The following is a 17,781-nucleotide window of genomic DNA, read 5'->3' on the forward strand; positions in this document are numbered from 1 at the left end:
GAGGACCAGTGAGCCGAGGGAATGATGTAGCCCGGGTGCAGCCCATGCTCCCTGAGCAGGGCCGAATTCATTGAACCTCCAGCACTGTGGGAGCGATTCCCGTTGCCGAGGGCTGCTGGGCGGCTCGTTGGCGCGGCTTGACTTCGTTGTCGAAAACCAGCGCGGCTTCCATCGTGTCGCGCAGGCGGCGGGTAAGCGAAATGCCTGGCGTCAAGTCAAGACCTGTTGCCTCGCGATAGCACTCGATAACGAAGATTTTCATCTCACGACTGGCCGAGAGGATATCGCCCGGCACCGAGGCGCCGAAAGCCCCATCGTCCCTGATGAACTGCATCACTTGGTCAAGTCGGCTGTCAATTGAACTGGACGGCACAACGAAATCATCCGCCCGGACCTGCTCTGCCAGGATTTTGACGATGATGGGCAGAACGCCAAGGTACCGGGCAGCGGCATCGACAAACTTCTGCGATACGTTGCTCGCGCATCGTATGTCGTTTCTCAACTGCGAGAGATAGCCCGGTGTACATCCAAGCTCGTTTGCCAGTGCAGCCAGTGAATGGTCCCGATAGGTCGCTTGCTGGAACAACGCCGCAAGCAGTCTTGAACCAGGCTTTTTCAGCTGCTCGGTGTCGAGCGTCAGTTTTTGCCGGCGTGCACTGCGCCCGGTACGCCCTTCTTCGTGTGTCATTTCCATTGTTTTTGTCCTCGAACGTTTCGGCCGGGTTCGGCCGTGAGCGGGTCGCTCTTTACGTATAGCAACTGTTCGGATCAGTCCCGCTCACGCGTTCGCTATACGTTTTGCTGAGGCATAGCGAGGACACTTATATGGCAATACCAGGACCAGTTTCGGAACTACTCGACCTGTTGGTCGAACTCGCCGCAGCAACCTACCAACAAAAGGGAGACGTATGCGGCGAGCAGGAATCTATGCACGATATTCGGACGATGAAAGCCGGTCGACGTCAATCGACGACCAGGTCAGAAGGGCGCGGCAAACAGCGGCGCAGTTAGGATTTACCGTTAGTGACGAACATGTATTCGTCGATGCGGCGGTGACCGGGCAGCAGAAAGGCCTGGCGAAGCGCGTTGCTTACGCGCGATTCATCAGCGCGTGGGAGGCAGGCCAGTTCGAGGCCATCGTGGTCGATGAGATTTCACGGCTCGCACGCTCGACGCTCGAGTTTGCGCATCTCGAGCAGCGCATCGAGAAGACTCGGGTACGTGTCGTCAGTTGTGACGGCACGGATAGTTCGATACCTGGGTGGCAACTGCAGTTCGGCATTTCCGGACTGATCGCCGCACATTTTGTGCGGGAGACCAGCCATCGCGTCAAACGGGGCATGCAGGGGCAATTGATACGCGGATTCATGATTGCGAAAGCGGCATACGGATATCGGGCAGTCAGGCAGGGCGAGCGCGAAAACGAAGGAGGAACAGTCTGGGAAATTGACCAGCCGGCGGCAGACCGGGTGAAGCAGATGTTCGCCATGCGGTACAAGGGTAGCTCGCTCAATGCCGTCGCGGAACACCTGAATCGCGAAAACGTCGCCTGTCCCCGTCCTTCGAAAGACGGGGGCGCCGGGTACTGGCGGCCGGCGACGGTAAAGCAGATTCTTGCCAACACTATTTATCGCGGTGTTTTCGTATATAGAGGCAGCAGCTTTACGAAGGCAAAGGCGAAAAAGGAAAAGCAGGACATTACCGAGATTGAGTATGCCCGTCCGGAGTTGCGACTCGTGGATGACCATGTCTGGTACGCCTGTAACGACAGTTCATCGTCTCAGCCATTCCGTGGAGGCGGGCGGCGGCCATTCGCCGGGCTCGTGACCTGCGGCGTCTGTCTGGGAAGGATGAGTATTGCAGGGGGAGGTTCTGCGCCTCAACTTTATTGCGCGGCGTGTGCGCAGAGACGTCGAGTTGCCGTTGAAAACGCTCCGGAGCGGGTAGACTATGTTTCGGTGAAGGCGCTCGAACATGCGCTGACACATCTTCTGCGATGCATGTTTGACGATGAGCGCATCAGGGAATTCCGCAACCGTCTGAAGGCGCGACTCGACGGAGGCCAGGATGCTCGGATTATTGAGTTGAAACTTGAGGTGGCACGCGCTGACAGGCAGCTTGAAAGTCTGGCCCAGCGCATGCGTCGGTTGGAGGCGGATGGAGATGACGTCCTTGAGCAGATCTATCGCGAACAGCGGGATGAGAAGAAGCGGCTGGCTGATGAACTGCGAAGGCTCGAGGCGTACGCAGCCTCGCTCGACGTCGAGAATCTGGAGCGCCAGTTGGCCGTCGAGCCGCTCGACATCATTCCAGCACTGTTTGGAGCAGACGCAGCGGTTGAACGGGTGAGGGCGATTCTTTCCCGGGTATTCCCGAAAATCGTGCTCATTGACCGTCCTCAAAAGTTTGTGTCGGTTTGGACCGTGACGACCTGCGAAGGTGCGGTTTTGGCGACCCTGTCCGGGACGATGCCGGTAATTGAGGACGAAGTCGAGTATGTCGTTCGGGTCGAGACCGGTCCGACGCGGCCAACACCCTGGCGGGTGTTGGTGGAGGGTAGTAGGAAAAAGGAAAACGATTGATTGCGCGGGGCTTTCACGCCCCGCTTCTTTTCGGCACGTCTACTTCTGTCGACGACGTCCTGCCGATGGATGGCCCTGATGCCACGCGAGCATTGCCTCGTGAATCGTTGAAAAACCTACGATTCACGATGGCGTCACGACCAGAAAGGCTGCCCTAGACTGAGATTCTTAACGCGAAAATCTGCCGCGAAGTTCTATATGGTCGATCGTGGACCACTGCTTATAAACTATGGAAGCAGAGTCTGAGTCTGAGTCTTCTTCGGTCAGGATCACCCCTTTGTCCAGATAACGAAAGACAGTCGTGGGTATTAATTTTTCCGACGCGGGACTATAAGCAATGAGAGCGTTCGGCTTTCAATAAAGCAAATGGAAAGCGTCAAGATGACCATGCTCGAATATGACCGCGCATATCCCGATTAAGAGTACGCTCGAAAGAACTGTTCTGCGCATCGCCTGAGTAGTGGCGGGTCGACGCACATACCAAAAAGACAAGGCCGAACCGACAGACCATAATAGATATGCCATCACGGCAAGAGAAATTCCGTAAATGACGTATAAATCTATCGTGAAAATAACCATCAACAAAGGAAGGAAGTAGATATCAAGGCGAAACCTGGTTGGCTTGCCGAGAATCCGGCTCACTAACCGTTCTGCCAAGGTTTCTTGTCGTACTAGTTCGAGGCCGCGACCTACAAAGGGAGAAAAATAAAGACCAATACCACAATCGGAACCCAATTTAACGCGTTATTTGCGTGATCGCTAAGTGAGGCGGGTACAGCGGAGAACGATAAATGCGATTCGGAAAAATCCCCAATCATAAACAAACGAAGCGATAAATCTTCCCGCAGTGATTATTGTTATTGATTTCACGGTCACATCAAGAATCGAAGGCAAATTCCAATTCTCAGCCATAATTGTGCGCGTCCACTCCCGAATGGTACGGCGATACTAGCATTAGAAAAATCACAAGACCGAAATGCAGAACGCCGGCACGAGGCCGGCGTTCACGGCGACAAGCCGGGCGGTTATTGGACATACCGCGTGAGCGTCAGATAGGGATGCCCTGCCGTGACGGTATTGCCGTCGCCCACGATCTGCACGATCGTGTTGCCAGCGCCTGCAATGCTCGCTTCCTGCGCCCCAGCCCCCGATGGTCTGACACGTTCAGCCCACGCTGTTGCGAGACCCGACGATCTGGGTCACTTTGTTATCGTTGCCCGCAACGTCAGCGTCCTGGCTGGTGCCCGTCGCGGACTGCGATTCGGACACCCACTGCTTCAGAAACGCTGCCAACTCTGGGTCCTCCGCAAGCGCCTTGCGCAGTTGCATGTTCAACGCTCCTTGTGCCGCCGCGTCATCAGGCTGCTTGGCTAGGTCGTCCAGCGCTTCCTTGGCGCCCACGTGGCTGAGCCGTTGCTTGAGCTTGTCGAAAAGCGTGTTCGCAGAGGATTTTCCAAGCTCCTCGGCGCCCTTTTCGACGGCCTTTTGCAGCAGTGGTGTGAGTGCTGTCACGGTCGATGAGGCGAGGGCGGTCAGCGCGGTGATCTCTAGCATGGTTCACTCCTTGTTGGTGAAGTAAGGCAGTAACGGCCCCAGTAGCTCGAGGTCGGGCGTTGCCCTAGCAGAGTCACAAAGTTGCAGGTAGTCGCGAAGCATCGCACCCATCAACTGCGCATGCGCGTCCGGGCGGCGCAGAAACTCGAGCGCGAGTGTCGTGACAGCCTCCTGCGCAAGCGGCAGGGCCTCGGCAGCGCCGCTGACATCGCGGGTACGAAGTGCCAACACGATCAGCGACCTGGCCAGGTCGGGCCGGAACACGTCGGGCCGCTGGTCGGCAAGTTTGCTGTAGAGATCGGCGGCTTCCAGCGCGGCCTGCCAGGCGGGCTCGCGGTGACCCAGTTCGCTGAGCCTGTTGGCCAGGTTGCTGAGTGACATGGCCAGGTCAGGACGGAACACGTCGGGCCGCTGGGTGGCGAATTCGCGGTAGAGATCGGTGGCCTCTTGCGCGACCTGCAACGCGAGCTTGCGCTGGCCCAACTCGTTAAGCGAGTTGGCCAGATTGTTGAGCGACATGGCCAGGCCGGGCCGGAATACCTCGGGCCGCTGGTCGGCGAGTTCGCGGTACAGATCGGTGACTTCTTGCGCGGCCTGCAAGGCGGGCTCGCGCTGGCCCAACTCGCTGAGCGAGTTGGCCAGATTGTTGAGGGTCATGGCCAACTCGGGGCGGAACACCTCGGGCCACCGGTCGGCGAGTTCGCGGTACAGATCGGTGGCCTCTTGCGCGGCCTGCAAGGCGGGCTCGCGCTGGCCCAGCTCGCTGAACCTGTTGGCGAGGGTGCCGAGCGACGCAGCCAGGTCGGGGCGAAACACGTCGGGCCGCTGGGCGGCGAATTCGCGGCGGATATCGACCGCTTCCTGCGCGGCCTGCAAGGCGGGCTCGCGCTGACCCAGCTCGCTGAGTCTGCTGGCGAGGGTTTGGAGCGACCTGGCCAGGTCGGGCCGAAACACGTCAGGCCGCTGGTCGGCGAGTTCGCGGCGGATATCGACGGCTTCCTGCGCGGCCTGCAAGGCGGGCTCGCGCTGGCCCAACTCGCTCAGCGAGTTGGCCAGATTGTTGAGCGACCCGGCCAGGTCGGGTCGGAACACGTCGGGCCACTGGTCGGCGAGTTCGCGGTTGAGATCGGTGGCTTCTTGCGCGGCCTGCAACGCGGGCTCGCGCTGGCCCAACGCGTTGAGTCTGACGGCCAGGTTGCTGAGCGACCTGGCTAGGTCAGGCCGGAACACCTCGGGCTGCTGGGCGACGAGTTCGCGGTAGAGATCGACAGCCTCCTCTGCCGTACCCAGCGCGGCCTCAGGCTGGCCCGCCATGCCCCGCGCGGTCGCTAGCCGGTTCAGCACGGCTGCGCGGCGGGGCATCGGGGCATCTTCACGGGCTACACACAATGCCTGCAGGCGCTCGGCCACCTTCAGGTTCAAGTCACTGAGCACCACGCTTTCCATCGGAAGGCTGTCATCCAGCGCCGCGAGTTCATCCTCTTCATCATCGAGCGCGTGCATGATGCCTTCGAGCCATCGCAGCGGGGCAGGCGACTGCGGCGCGAAGTCTTGCGCGCAGCGGATAACCGATTCGGCGACTGCCCGGCCGAAGGCGGCATGGCAGCGCAGCACGGCCGCTGCGCCAGGGTTTTGCCGCATCGTGCGCATGATCAGCGCTTCACCGATCAGGTCGGGCAGCACCGGTGCAATGCCGTTGGCGCGCGGCAGCGCTTCTTGCAACACATCCGCCAGCACCGCCGCGTCGCCGCCGCTTGGGCGGTGGATGGTAGCCTTCTCGCTGGACGCAAAGCGCTCGAAGTCCTCACGGCTCATGCCCTGCGCGAGCGTGACGCAGGCCGCTAGATGTTGCACCAGGGCGGGGTCGAGCGAGCGAACCCGGGCCAGTTGCCGCAGCCGATCGGCCTCGTGCTGGGCAAGGGCATCGGCAAGATCGATGCGACCGAGCGCCAGTGCTCGCGCATGGCCCACCTGGACCATCGCGAGCGCGGCCATCATCAGAAAGAGCGGATCGCCACCCCACACGAGTTGCATGAGCTTGTCGCGGAAGGCGGCGTCGTGCACCGGTAGGTCGATCGGCTGGCCGGGGTTCGCTTGTGCCAGCACCGTCCCAAGTAATGCCAAACGGTCCTCGGCGCGCCCCAGCGGCGGGATCGGTACCGGCTCAGGCGGATCGAGCAAGGCGCGCTTGTTCAGCACCCCCCAGCCCCCCGAGGCGAATACGGTGGTCCACCAGCCGGTGTCAGTGCTGGCGTTGCGCTCGAGCAGCAGCAGTCGCAGCACATGCGGCGCCGCCGCCGCGCGATCAGTGAGTTCATTGAGCCACTGGCTAAGCAACTCCGCATGTTCGGCGGCGTAGTCCACCACGATCAGGGTGGGCTTCTGCCAACCCCAGTCGCTGAGGTTTTGCTCGCGAAAGAACCGCTGCAACTCGGTGCGCGTAACAAATCCTGCGTTCCAGCCGGTGGTGCTTGCCTGCTCGCACAACTCGAGCGCGAGCCGCGTCTTGCCGCATCCGCCGTCGCCGACGAGCACGCGGGCCAACAAGTCGCGCGGCTCACGCAAGAACGTGTGCAAACTCGCCAGTTCCGTCTCGCGACCCAGCAGCGGTGTGGAGCGTGCGTACGGAGAGAGTCTGTCCAGATCCTGCCTGATCTGCCGCCGGGCCACATACCGCGTGAGCGTCAGGTGTGGTGGGTGCCCTGTCGTGACGGTATTGCCGTCGCCCACGATCTGCACGACCGTGTTGCCAGCGCCCGCAATGCTCGCTTCCTGCTGCATCAGGCACTCCCTACGTTATCGGCCACACGGCAATTCATCGGGCTCATCCGTCACTCGGTGGATCTTCGAGTTGAATGTTGAACGCTATCCGCACCGCAAAGCGTTAGGACAGAATAGTTGTCGGCGACCAAACAAGATAGTTGGTGTTATGCAAGCGGCCGGTTTGTGCGTTGTCGATGGTGGTACCCGTCTCAGGGCGCAGCCCTTAGCAACTCCCTGGCGGCAGCCGGGCAACACGGCGTGAGGGATCGTTACCGGATGGCCGCGACGCTGTGCGGCGCGGCCATCCGTCGCTAGGCAACGGCGAGTAGAGCGCGGCCCCGCATCGCGGGGACACGCCGACCCGATTGTGGTCCTGCAAGCCCGTCTTGGAAATCGAGGCGCGGACTTCTATTCTTATCATCAGGGTGAGAGCCGCAATGGCCCTCGCGCGTAGCCGGATTGCCTGTCTGATTGAGACCGCAGGTTCGGCGCTGGTTCAGGGTCATCGATCCGGCTGGCCATCCGGAGATAGCCGGTTTTATCAAGCAACCTCGCGGAGCCGCAAATGAGACGCTGGATTTCAAGGCTGGCAGTTGCGGCGGCCGCCTTTTGCGCAAGCACTGCACATGCGGACCAAGCTTCGGTCGACGCCTTGACGAAGCTGGCGAAGGAGGGGTGCCTTGTCGGCACACAGTTCGACTTTAAAGCAAGTGCCAAGGGAAACCTCACCTTCCGCGATCCAACGAAACCGGGCGGCCAAGGCGAAGTCAGCACCGATATCCGCAACGGGTCCGGCGCCGTCGCGATCCTGGACGAAAGGATACGCGTGATTGCTGACCAGCAGACCAGGGACTGCATGCACCCCTTTGTCATAAAGATTATGAATTACATCATCGAACACCCTGCCCCACCCGAAACAAAGACGATCAGAGGGGTCACTGTGGGTTCACATGCAGGTGACCCCAGAGCGGACGGCAACGACGCCACGGCGTGCGCTATCGCGGAGGCCGGTTGGACGATTGTGAACGGGTCCGGCAGTTTGGTTCCTGACGGACAGCCCGCGAATGGCTCGATCGGGATAACAAATACCGATTACAACACGCAGCACTTTTGCCAAACCTTCCATATAGTCCGCGCCGACACCGGGCACTCGGCTCAAGCGAATGCTTATGTCACAGCCGTCGAGACCAGACCCGCGCACTAGAACAAATGACGCGCCTTCGGCGCGGTCTGAAAAAACGGCATCGCGCTATCGCGTTAGCAACTTCCGGCGGCAGCCAGGCAACACTTGAGGGATCGTTACCGGATAGCCGCGACCCTTGCGGCGCGGGGAGTCCGCCTTGAGGCGGCGAGTAGAGCGCGGCCCCGCATGGCGAGGACACGCATGGCAGAAGAAGACATTCCTTCGGAGATAACGGACTAACCTTAGAAGAACCGGTAAATGGCGGATAGATGCCTCCGCCAGCGCCTATGCTTAAAAACGCAAGCTTGGTTCCATCTCCCGCGCGAGGTGTCCAATGAAAACGAGCATTCGCTTTGCATTGCTTTTGGTTTTGGCTGTGGGAGAGACTTCGCAGAATGCGCAAGTCAGTGGTTATTAGCCCCCGCGCTGACACAAAGCGAGCCATCATAGCGCGCCAAGATATGGCGAACCCGCCTCGGTTGATTCAGCGCCACACGAGATCTCAGATCATCTGGACGAGCCACAAGCAATGGCACCCAGTATTTGGGGAACACGAGCAGAAACCGCGCGCCCGCCAGAACGTGTTTTCGAGCATGGTTATCTGATCGGAAAACTCACACGGGACCGGGTGTGTGCCCTCGTGAAAGGTGATGTTGAAACGCCAAACGATATTAGCGGGGTAGTTTGTGTGAAGGAGTTGCGGCTGGCTGGATACTCAATCGATATGAACGGTATCTAGTTGCAGATGATTGTGGCCGGGTTGATGACCGACGCCGTTCACGGAGCCTATCCATTTCGTTTGCCGAAGTCTGCTTTGCGGCTAGAGTACGAGGGGGCATTTACGAACACGCGTTCGCTGATCTGAGAGTCACCGCTTCGAGAACCAGTCGGGCGAACGGCCGGTGACCGCTGTGCAGCCGCCCGCTGAGGGTCGGTAACTGAGTGTCTGCAATGGCCGATAACTCACCGACCAGACCGGCGAGGCGAGCGTCCGTTGTACTCCGGAAGCGGTCGTGGCGGTGTGCGAGGTCCGAACGGCAGTTGCGGGTCGAAGGAGCATTCGCCATTCTCGATAGTGGCCATTCGCAGCCGACGAATTTGTCCGATCTCGAATGATCGAAATGGGCGATGATCTGTCGGAGGAACTTGGAAAAGAACGGCCGTTGCACCTTGAACGCGGTCGTCGCGCTTATTTTTCTGCGGCCGTGAGCCGAGTCGGTTGCATGGACGTTGTGTGGCCTTCTGGCCAGCGTCTTGTATGGGCAGCATTCGAAGCCATTGTTGTCTCGCTAAGAAAAATTATCTGGACGTATAAGCGACTGAGCTATCCCCAATATAGCTGCCGAAAACGGCGATGAGTAAAAATTCTCTGACGCAATCGAAAGATTTTTTCAAGAAATCGACTGCCTGCAGGGCTGTACACAGATTCTATCGAAAGGGGACCCGAACATGAAGAAGCGAGCATCGCGAACGGCTCAGCATCTGGGTATGCTGCAGCATATCGGCATCAGTAAGTGGGGGTATTGACGCATGACTCATTGAGGCACCGACGCGTACTCCCCGGGACTGATAAAAACGCTTTGAACGGGGAATGCTATGACTATCCACGCAAGCTCGTCGGTCGACGACGACCCGGTCGTTTTGCTTGAGGCTTGGTCTATTCGCGAATCGAATACTGGCGCACGGTATTTTGTCGGATTCAACCTTGCCGAGCGCGATGGCCGTGTCAGCACGGCAATCATTTCGTTCGACCCGATAACGCGCACTGGTGTCACTGCCACTGGCCGTCGCTACGTCCTGGTCGGGCGTGCAGGATTCGACAGGGATGCCGAATACGTCTGGCAGTGGGCGGTGAGACAGTGGCGCATTGAGAAGTGGAGCGACGTGACCGCCGAACTTGTTTCTGATTGGCGACAACCGTTGCCGGCCGGACAGCGCGATGAGGTTGAGTCGACCGCTGCCGAGCGGAGGGCACCGACTGTATCCGAAATGGCCGGCTTCGAACGTCGAAGCGATTGGGCCACCGATTTTACGGAGGACGCCGATGACCATGCCGCATGAGCGGACGCGGTCCGTGTTGCGCACGCGGGAATTGCTTCAGATGCTTGCATCAGGGAGTGACGTCCCGGACATGGATGAACTGCGAGATCGCGCATTAAGCCTGTTACGGCATTTCCCCGACAAGATGCATTTCGCCTGGTCGGCGCAGGTCTTGCCCGCCGTCTGGGGCAATCCCGACGAGAAATGGTGACTCCGCGTCTGCACGGGAGGCATGCCAATGGTCGACGGGACACAAAGCGACCCTGCTTGCAACTGTCGAGGCGGTGAAGCCAAGACATGGGGGACGCTATGCGGCAGAAGCGAAGAAGAATCTGCCGCTTTACATGGCGAGTGGCAGCATATGTGGGGGAATATCTCGCGCACGGTGAAGAGCTGCCTCTCGTAGCCGAGGTTCGCGGCGAGTTGGCTCTGGAGCCGAGCGGACCGACAGGGGGGCGCGATGCCTGGCGCCAGCTTCTTGCCGTCGTGACTGCCCTGCATGCCCGCCAGGAGAGTCAATATCCGCTGCGGCCCTTTGCACCCGTGAGTCGCCACATGACGGTGTCCGTCGAAAGCCTAGAGTCTCTCGACGGAAAGACCAGCAGCCCGATTGCCCGTCTTGATATGACGCGAGAGCGACGGTACGCCCATGGAGGCTTGTTTGTGAGGAACCAGCCTCGCATTGATCTTGAGCCGGTCTGGATCGAACAGCTCGACGGCGTCCTTGACGTATTCACACGTCTGCATTGGCCGGCCAGACAATGAATCAGTCGGCATCGTTTGTGGGGTAACTTTTCGTGAAAGTCTACGAATTGCTCGAGCGTCTGGCGAATGCCGATCCTGAAGCCCTTGTTCTGGTATTTATGCCTTACGCGGATGCCGCCGACGGCGCGGTTCTCGGCGACGTGATAGTACGCGATGACTTGTGGAACCATGAATCCGGCTTGTATGGCGGGCGTCCATATGAAGTCTTCTATCCGGGCGTCCCGGAAGAGCGAGAGCCTCTGTATTCGAACGTGAAGGTCGAGCGGGTCAAAGTCGTCTTGATTGGAGAGGAGCTCGGAAATTTTCACCTGCAGTTGGAGGTTTAGTCACTAGCCTGATGTCGGCATGGCGTACTCACACTTCCGGCGGTTCCGCTTTCTCGCCGAAGTCCTCTTTGAACAGTAAACGGCTGGCTGATGCGTCTTTCGACCAACTTGCTGAACTTTCGCCCCAGCGGCGCGTTGTTCTGCAGCATGCCGCGATTCCTTCGTCGCGCGTTTCAAACCCAAGCTGGCGGTAGCTGCCAATGGCGCCAGCTTTGACCCACATGCCCGTCGCGACTCGCGGCTTGTTCCTCGTGACTCTCTTACCAGCTAGGTCGTCAATTCCAACGAATTCTAAAACTCAGTCTTTTTAAACATTTGACATGGGTCCTTGGTGGCTCATTGCGGTTCACGACGAGGGTGTGACCACGATACCAGCCGTGCCTACCAAATTCGGTAGCTACATTTGGTATTTGATGAACGAGGGGCGTATGCAAGAAATTATCGGTACCGCAGTGAAAGACCCGATGAGTGAACGGCTTCGCGATATTCGCTTGCCGGGACTATTCATGCTTGCCATCTCGGCAACGGGAACAGCAATTTTCATGTCGATGCTTGCTGGCTGGCAGCGGGGTGGTTGGCTGTCGGAGCGGATTGTCTGGTGTGCCCTCAGCGTTGTGCTCGTCCTGTGCGCGCATTTGATTCCGGCGCTATGCCGGGGGGCCTCGGCTATCGTTCGCTGGGTTGCTGGTGTATTGTGGGTCGCGTGCATGATTGCCGTTTCGTTCGGCCATGCAACGTTCTTTCTGCTGTCGCAGCAGCATGCGGGCGAGCGGCGGGCTGACGCGATAGCCGTGGTTACTCCGCCCGTCGCACAGGATGCTGCGTCAGGTCGTAGTCTTACAGCGATAGCAACTGAGCAGGCGACGTTCAAGGCGGCGCTGGGAGCCGCTAGCGAACAGCGTTGTGCGCGGAACTGCGCGTACCTCCGGGCGAACCGAGTCACATTGTCCGCGAAGATCGATGCGCTCAATGTCGAAGCCGATGAAGCCAGGCGATGGGAGCGGTCCGAAGACCGACTGGCTGCACAGGCAGACCGTGTGACTACTTTGCGTGACTCTGCGCGGAACGACCCGGTCACGGCGCGACTGTCCGTTTGGATAGGAACGAATCCCGACAAGATAAACCTCATGCTGGCGCTTGCGTTCGCGGTCGTGCTGGAAGGGGTTGCGTGCCTGTGCTGGTACGTCGCGCTTCGACCCGGTAGTTCGCATCCAACCGTTGAGCCGCCAGTCACACCGGGAGTCACACCGCCAGTCACGGCAGCGGTCCCTATTGAATTCAATGCGAGTCACGCTTCGCTTATGAATAGTCACGTGACTGCTGACGTAATGACTATGCCGCAAGCTTCTCCAATTCATGCAGATCACGTGATGCCAGACGACGAGATCGTGCAGCTCGGCCGTGACATAGCAACGGGGCGAGTGCGGCCAACTGTTGCTGGCATCAGGCGTCATCTTGGATGTTCCCAAGCGAAAGCCTCAACTTTACGGCGGCAGATTGGCGAACTTCAAGTTTCGCCTCAGCCGACGAGCTCTGCATTGAGCGTCGTCAGGGACGGAGAGGTGCCAATCTGTCTCCCCCGCGATTTGCTTGATCAGGGCACGTGACCGCTGACCTTTCCGGAAATCAAGCGATCACGGCGGCCCGACGCGAAACCGAAACACATCGTTGGGGTCAACATGGGAATGGGCCTAAAGATCTGGTAGCGATCGCCGTTATGCAAGTTTCGGACGGAGGCGAAATGGATCAAACGAGCGGCGATATTCCAGTGGACAGACTGGGCGACCGGAAGCTGAGTGCAGCGGAGCGGCACGAATACCGTAACAGAGCGCTTTTTGAGAAGGCTGCCGTCGGTGGATATTTCATACTCTCGTCGTTAGATGAATGGGCTATCCAAGCGGGCTTGCCCTTCCTTTTCTCGAGGGCTCTTCCATGGGACGGTGAAGGGGAATATGTCCCGATAAGCCAGCACCTTATCCATTATTCAATCCTCTTCTTAAAGATTGGGCCGCACTTTGCGGCCAATGCCCATGGTGTGGCCATCAAGCACTATGCACAGCGCCTCGGCGGGGGGCTCTGTAACTCAAAAGATGCTGCGGCACTCGTGATGAACGTAGAAATCACCGATCGCGTTCTCAATGCGGTCTTTGATGGGGATCTCACGATGTGTGATTCAGTTGGCTTCCCGATTGATGTGACTGCCGACAAATTGGCATATGAAGAGTGTCCCGAAAGGTTTTTAAGGGATGCGGATGTCCGACAACTGTTGGGCCTTTATTCTGCAGGCACTAAGGAAGGTGACTCGGAGCTATCCGTCCGCGACACCAAGAACCTGGCCGGGCTGCGGTCACCAGAGATCCGTCAGGTGTTTCGGAGCGTGAAGGGGCAGAAGCATAAAGGTACCGACGTCACATGGGATCAGGATCAGTGGATCTCGATGCTAAAGGACCCGCCGAAGTGGTTAGAGCCGGCTCGTCTACTTCGTGGAAAACCGGGAGGGCCATCCGCAGTTTGGGACCCTGTCAAGGTTGGAAAGGCACTCAAGGAGCAGGGATGCACGTGGCTCGCTCTTGACAGTGCTTTTCAGGGAAAAACATTGGAACCGTGGCGCGAAAGGTGGGGGAGGGAGACCAGAAGCCGGGAGTGAAATGCGGTTCTAATGCGCTCAAATGCGGAGGTCCCGTCCAGAGACCTCGATAAATATTAGAAAAGAACGCGGCCGCGTTTACGGTCTGAACTCCGCATTTTAGGCTGTGCCCAAGCGTTCGGATTTATCCGCAGGGTCAGGCGATTCAATACCTGACCCCGGGCAACCCGACGCGAAACCCTGTTTCGTTGACTTGGGAGCCAGACAAATGCACTTGCAACAGCCAACGGCGACTCTGATTCGCCGCCATACACAGACCACCGAAGGCGCTGCCAGGCGGATGAACCCATCCACCTGGCTCATGCGAGCCCTTTACTTCAACTGCGATCGGCCTGGACCTTTACGTGACTCGGATGCCGGGCGCATGTTCGCATCGCTTCGGTAATTCAATCTCGGCCTTTCATAAACGACAACGAGCCAGTGGCCTCGGTGGCCCCGCTCGACCCTAAAAAAATGGAGCAAGTGATGAGTGAAACGATTGCCAGCAAATTTTCCCTAACCGCTACCTACCTCCCTGAAACGCAACCCGAAGACGCGCAGGTACTCGGGTTCCGCGTCGACGTTTACGTGGAAGCTGCTCAAGCCCCGCGTGCATACCTCGGAATGCTGATACGGGCGGCCGGCGGATATCTGTTCTGCGACGCGCACCCGACGGGTCCCGGTCGGGTTGATTCAGAAGGGTTCCCGCTTGAGACCGACTTTCTCTCGCTCGGTGAGGCAACGCTGACTGAAATCGTGAACACGCTGACCCAGGAACTCTCCTCCGTGAGCCGCACAGCAGAACCGCTGACGCTCACCAACGAAGATTTTGGCGGGATGTTCGGTCTACCGACCTCGAACATGTGCGCAGGACAGGCACAGGATTGCCTTACCCACTGATACCTTCATAGGAGACCGTTATGACGAAATCTATCCACGCACGCCAGCAGCCATATTTCGACCGGATGGTTGGCTACCTGATGCACAACCCGCCCGCCAATTCGGACGAGGCCGTAGCCCGTGTAGGCAGCATGCTCGAGGACATCTACGAACCTCGCCTCAACTTCTGGCAGGAGTTGGAGTCGGACACCATCATCCGCGCGTTCAAGTTCCACGTTCCGCTGCTCAGCCCGGGCGCGATATTGAAGCACTGGGGGACCTTCAGGGAGGTCGTCGAAAACCATCTGTACGTGCGGCAGTTCGATGAGCGCTGCGCCATGCGGCTCCTTGCGTTGCCGGCGGACGGGCGTCCTTCGGAGCAGGAGCAGGTCTACGACTGGTTGATGGCGGATTTCGCCACTAGGAGCGAGGACGAATACGCGGAATACCTCGATTCCGACTGCGAGGCGACACGCGCGATTCTCGGATTCATGCACCGGTTCGATGATGCCGGTACTGGGGCCGGTTCGACCGTCGCGGCAAACCGATCGGTCAGCGATCCCGCGTCGGGAGCGACGAACGGTGCGCAACCTGTCTGATTTACCCCCATACAAGGAGATGGATATGAACACGAAAGCCAATGAATTGAATTACCTTTCCCCGACCATCGAGGGTGCGTCGTTACCACACTGCGGGTTTGGCATGCTGCTGCCGGCAGAATCGTACGTCGACTGCTTCGGGACGCCACGCTCTGGTCGCCCGCGTAGCCCGGTGCTGGCCGCCCACTGCAACCTGACGCGTCTTCGAGCCGTTGCCGGAGGACAGGCGTGCTTTGGATTCGGCCGCATCGGCGCACCAGGGACGCCCGTTATAAGCATCCGGAGCCAGATTGGGTCGGTACAAACTTACTGGCTGGCCGACGCGAGTGACGCGCAGGTGTGGTCCGCCATCGATTCCTGGCGGCGCAACCGGTATGCACCCGTCGCGATGTTTGAGAACGACCTGTCGATGTATTCCGCTCATCCCATTGACTGGATACCCGGGAAAAGCAAGAGCGGTATCGATGACCTGCGGCACGCATGTGGCAACGACCGTTCAGCGAGCTTTCTGGCATTTGCGGCAAAGCTGGCAGCAAGTGGGCGACTCGAAGAGCAGGCGACGACTGACATCGAGGGTGTTGCGCTTTCCCATGTCGAAGTGAACGTCCTGCTGACGGAACGCTTGGGTCAATACCTCATACCCGAGCCGTTGTCCGGCCGCCCCAAGGCGAGTCTGCCCGTTACGACTGGAAATTCCGGCCCGACCAGCATTCATTGACGGGGCGGTACGGCCGAATCATCGGTAGATTGGACGTCTATCTAATTCGTAGTCCTATTTAACTGTGTGCGGGGACTACGCCATCGGCGCGGAGTGGTTTCCGCTGCCGGACCAGGCGGTGCGGACGACGGATCCGCGCCAGAGCCCGGATCGGTATGTTCCCGCACGCGCTCACAACAGAAGGATTGAAATGAAGCTGGAAAGGCAACATCCCCAGAACGGACCTGTGCGCGCAGGAGCAAGTACGAGCGCCATATCGCGTCGCAGCGACCGGGGGCCGCTGTTCGACCTGCCGCCGGTCGAACCCTCACAGCAGGCTGCGTTCCTGCGCCTGATGAGCGGCTTTCACTCAGATGCGGCAGCTCCTGATGAGTTGGACGAGGCGGTGGTATTCCGGGTGCTGAGGGAGTTTTATGAACCGCGCCGTGGATTCTGGCGCGCCCTTGAGGCGAACACGGTAATGGAGGCCATTCACTGCTATGCACCGGAGCTCCGGGCAGCCCGGGAATGTGCTTCGCAAGGTGGCTACGCGGCGTTTGCTTGGCAGATGGAAAGTGGCGTCTTCATGCTGCAGTTCCTTGAGCGCTATGCCGAACGCCTGCTCGATATCCCCAATGAAGGCCGCCCCAAAGGCCAGACGGCCGCCTGGCAGTGGCTCAACGACGACTGTCTGCGACGAGGTGAAATCCAGTGGGTGCACCTGATGGAATGTGTCGGCGAGCGCGCCGTGACACTTGTGCTGCGGATGGCGAGGGCAATCGAGCTCGCACCAGTAACGACACTTGGGCCCCCGGCGGAGCGTCCCCGTCGCGGTCGAGCGAGAAAACGTTCCGTCTGAACGACAACCCCGCGCCCCACGGGGCGCCAAATCGTATAGTCGAGAAAACCAATCATGCAGATATGGAACCCTAACTCTGGCAAGCATATTCCGCTGAGCCAGTTGCTTAACGCGTTCGATAGCGGTCCATGGGCCAGTCTGGTATCTGGTCCAGCACTCCATGCCTGTCTGTCAGACGATGTGCCGTTGCCGATGGACTCGGACCCGGTGCAACTTTATTTCTCAGGCATTGAATGCATGGCGCTTGAGCGGCGACCTGCGCCTGTCATTGTCGCGACCGCCGTGCTGCAGCGGACGACCGTTGTTCACTGGCTCCTTGATGCCACGGACCCCGTAACGTGGCGGGCAATGGACGCGTGGGATGAACAGCGAGGCTGCCAAGTGCTGGTGAGTCACGATGGTGAGGAACATACCGTGGCACTGGGAGTGCAACTCCCGGACAAGGTGCGCCCTGGCCGGATGTTTCCGGAATTGCGCGACTTGTGCGGCCACGCACTGACCGCCTGTTTTCTCCATGCCTCGTGGCACGCGCTGCACCGGCAGCACCTTGAGCGGCGGATGGCGCGACGGCTCACGGCGAAATACCGGAATCTGACTCAACATTCTGCCTGCATCGTCGCCACGCCCAGGGTTGCCGAATTTGCGGCGGCGCAGCCCACCGCTTACGTCGGCAAGCGGACGTAGCGGGAAATCAACCCGGAGGGGCGGTCGTTGGGCGCCGTGCAGGCGACCGGCAGGGCGGGGCGGAAGACAGTCCCGTCCTTCGGGTTCAGTCGCGACCATCGCATCCCGCCCGTGGGGTTTGTAACAGATCGGACGATCCGCTCCGTTGCATTGACGTCCTACCGTGCATCCCGCCGGCGCATAGCTTGCCTCTCTGCGCCGATTTGGTAAGATTCCTTTGATTA

Annotated in this window: 17 protein-coding genes; 13 read left to right on the forward strand and 4 right to left on the reverse strand. The window is 59.3% G+C overall.

The annotated features are described in order from the left end of the window. Positions 1 to 67: 67 nt before the first annotated feature. The gene (locus tag B0G71_RS00295; RefSeq protein WP_116138987.1) at positions 68 to 694 is read right to left on the reverse strand and encodes a hypothetical protein; all 627 of its coding nucleotides are present in this window, start codon (positions 692 to 694) and stop codon (positions 68 to 70) included. A 214-nt stretch (positions 695 to 908) separates the two neighbouring features. Between B0G71_RS00295 and B0G71_RS00300 the strand changes: the two genes are divergently transcribed. Further along, positions 909 to 2,582 carry a recombinase family protein gene (locus B0G71_RS00300; RefSeq protein ID WP_116138989.1) on the forward strand — a complete coding sequence of 558 codons (1,674 nt, stop codon included), beginning with the start codon at positions 909 to 911 and terminating at the stop codon, positions 2,580 to 2,582. A gap of 1,164 nt (positions 2,583 to 3,746) precedes the next feature. Here B0G71_RS00300 and B0G71_RS00305 read toward each other — a convergent pair. Together B0G71_RS00305 and B0G71_RS00310 are read right to left on the reverse strand one after the other, a co-directional pair. Then, the gene (locus B0G71_RS00305) at positions 3,747 to 4,136 is read right to left on the reverse strand and encodes a hypothetical protein (RefSeq protein ID WP_116138991.1); all 390 of its coding nucleotides are present in this window, start codon (positions 4,134 to 4,136) and stop codon (positions 3,747 to 3,749) included. A gap of 3 nt (positions 4,137 to 4,139) precedes the next feature. Next, on the reverse strand, positions 4,140 to 6,917 hold the full coding sequence (locus tag B0G71_RS00310; protein ID WP_116138992.1) for a tetratricopeptide repeat protein: 2,778 nt from the start codon (positions 6,915 to 6,917) through the stop codon (positions 4,140 to 4,142). 547 nt (positions 6,918 to 7,464) lie between these two features. Between B0G71_RS00310 and B0G71_RS00315 the strand changes: the two genes are divergently transcribed. From B0G71_RS00315 to B0G71_RS00340, 5 genes are all read left to right on the forward strand, one after another. Next, on the forward strand, positions 7,465 to 8,103 hold the full coding sequence (locus B0G71_RS00315; protein WP_116138993.1) for a hypothetical protein: 639 nt from the start codon (positions 7,465 to 7,467) through the stop codon (positions 8,101 to 8,103). A gap of 508 nt (positions 8,104 to 8,611) precedes the next feature. After that, positions 8,612 to 8,821 (forward strand): nucleotide-binding protein, encoded by a 210-nt coding sequence (locus tag B0G71_RS41780; protein WP_258875466.1) that lies wholly within the window; start codon positions 8,612 to 8,614, stop codon positions 8,819 to 8,821. A gap of 857 nt (positions 8,822 to 9,678) precedes the next feature. Beyond that, the gene (locus B0G71_RS00325; protein ID WP_116138994.1) at positions 9,679 to 10,143 is read left to right on the forward strand and encodes a hypothetical protein; all 465 of its coding nucleotides are present in this window, start codon (positions 9,679 to 9,681) and stop codon (positions 10,141 to 10,143) included. Continuing rightward, positions 10,127 to 10,333 (forward strand): BPSL0761 family protein, encoded by a 207-nt coding sequence (locus tag B0G71_RS00330; protein WP_116138995.1) that lies wholly within the window; start codon positions 10,127 to 10,129, stop codon positions 10,331 to 10,333. Before B0G71_RS00325 ends, B0G71_RS00330 begins: the two co-directional genes overlap by 17 nt. A gap of 586 nt (positions 10,334 to 10,919) precedes the next feature. Next, positions 10,920 to 11,213, forward strand: coding sequence for a hypothetical protein (locus B0G71_RS00340; RefSeq protein WP_116138998.1), 294 nt, complete (start codon positions 10,920 to 10,922; stop codon positions 11,211 to 11,213). Between the two features lie 28 nt (positions 11,214 to 11,241). Here the strand turns inward: B0G71_RS00340 and B0G71_RS00345 are convergent, their stop codons facing one another. Beyond that, the gene (locus tag B0G71_RS00345; protein WP_116139000.1) at positions 11,242 to 11,436 is read right to left on the reverse strand and encodes a hypothetical protein; all 195 of its coding nucleotides are present in this window, start codon (positions 11,434 to 11,436) and stop codon (positions 11,242 to 11,244) included. A 205-nt stretch (positions 11,437 to 11,641) separates the two neighbouring features. Here B0G71_RS00345 and B0G71_RS00350 point away from each other — a divergent pair, with 205 nt between their 5' ends. The 7 genes from B0G71_RS00350 (at position 11,642) to B0G71_RS00380 (ending at position 17,557) form a co-directional block, all read left to right on the forward strand. Next, complete coding sequence (locus B0G71_RS00350) at positions 11,642 to 12,820, forward strand: hypothetical protein (RefSeq protein ID WP_258875467.1); 1,179 nt, start codon at positions 11,642 to 11,644, stop codon at positions 12,818 to 12,820. 134 nt (positions 12,821 to 12,954) lie between these two features. Further along, entirely contained in the window at positions 12,955 to 13,860 is a 906-nt protein-coding gene (locus tag B0G71_RS00355; protein ID WP_116139001.1) for a hypothetical protein, read from the forward strand. A 465-nt stretch (positions 13,861 to 14,325) separates the two neighbouring features. Beyond that, a complete protein-coding gene (locus B0G71_RS00360; RefSeq protein WP_116139003.1) occupies positions 14,326 to 14,739 on the forward strand; it encodes a hypothetical protein in 414 nt (137 codons plus the stop codon). A gap of 20 nt (positions 14,740 to 14,759) precedes the next feature. Further along, a complete protein-coding gene (locus B0G71_RS00365) occupies positions 14,760 to 15,317 on the forward strand; it encodes a hypothetical protein (protein WP_116139005.1) in 558 nt (185 codons plus the stop codon). A 25-nt stretch (positions 15,318 to 15,342) separates the two neighbouring features. Continuing rightward, complete coding sequence (locus B0G71_RS00370) at positions 15,343 to 16,035, forward strand: hypothetical protein (protein WP_116139007.1); 693 nt, start codon at positions 15,343 to 15,345, stop codon at positions 16,033 to 16,035. A 190-nt stretch (positions 16,036 to 16,225) separates the two neighbouring features. Then, positions 16,226 to 16,873, forward strand: a complete 648-nt coding sequence (locus B0G71_RS00375; RefSeq protein ID WP_116139009.1) for a hypothetical protein — start codon at positions 16,226 to 16,228, stop codon at positions 16,871 to 16,873. Positions 16,874 to 16,927: 54 nt separating this feature from the next. Next, on the forward strand, positions 16,928 to 17,557 hold the full coding sequence (locus tag B0G71_RS00380) for a hypothetical protein (protein WP_116139011.1): 630 nt from the start codon (positions 16,928 to 16,930) through the stop codon (positions 17,555 to 17,557). Positions 17,558 to 17,781 lie beyond the last annotated feature (224 nt).

The sequence above is a fragment of the Paraburkholderia sp. BL27I4N3 genome (genome assembly GCF_003386115.1).
GTDB lineage: Bacteria > Pseudomonadota > Gammaproteobacteria > Burkholderiales > Burkholderiaceae > Paraburkholderia.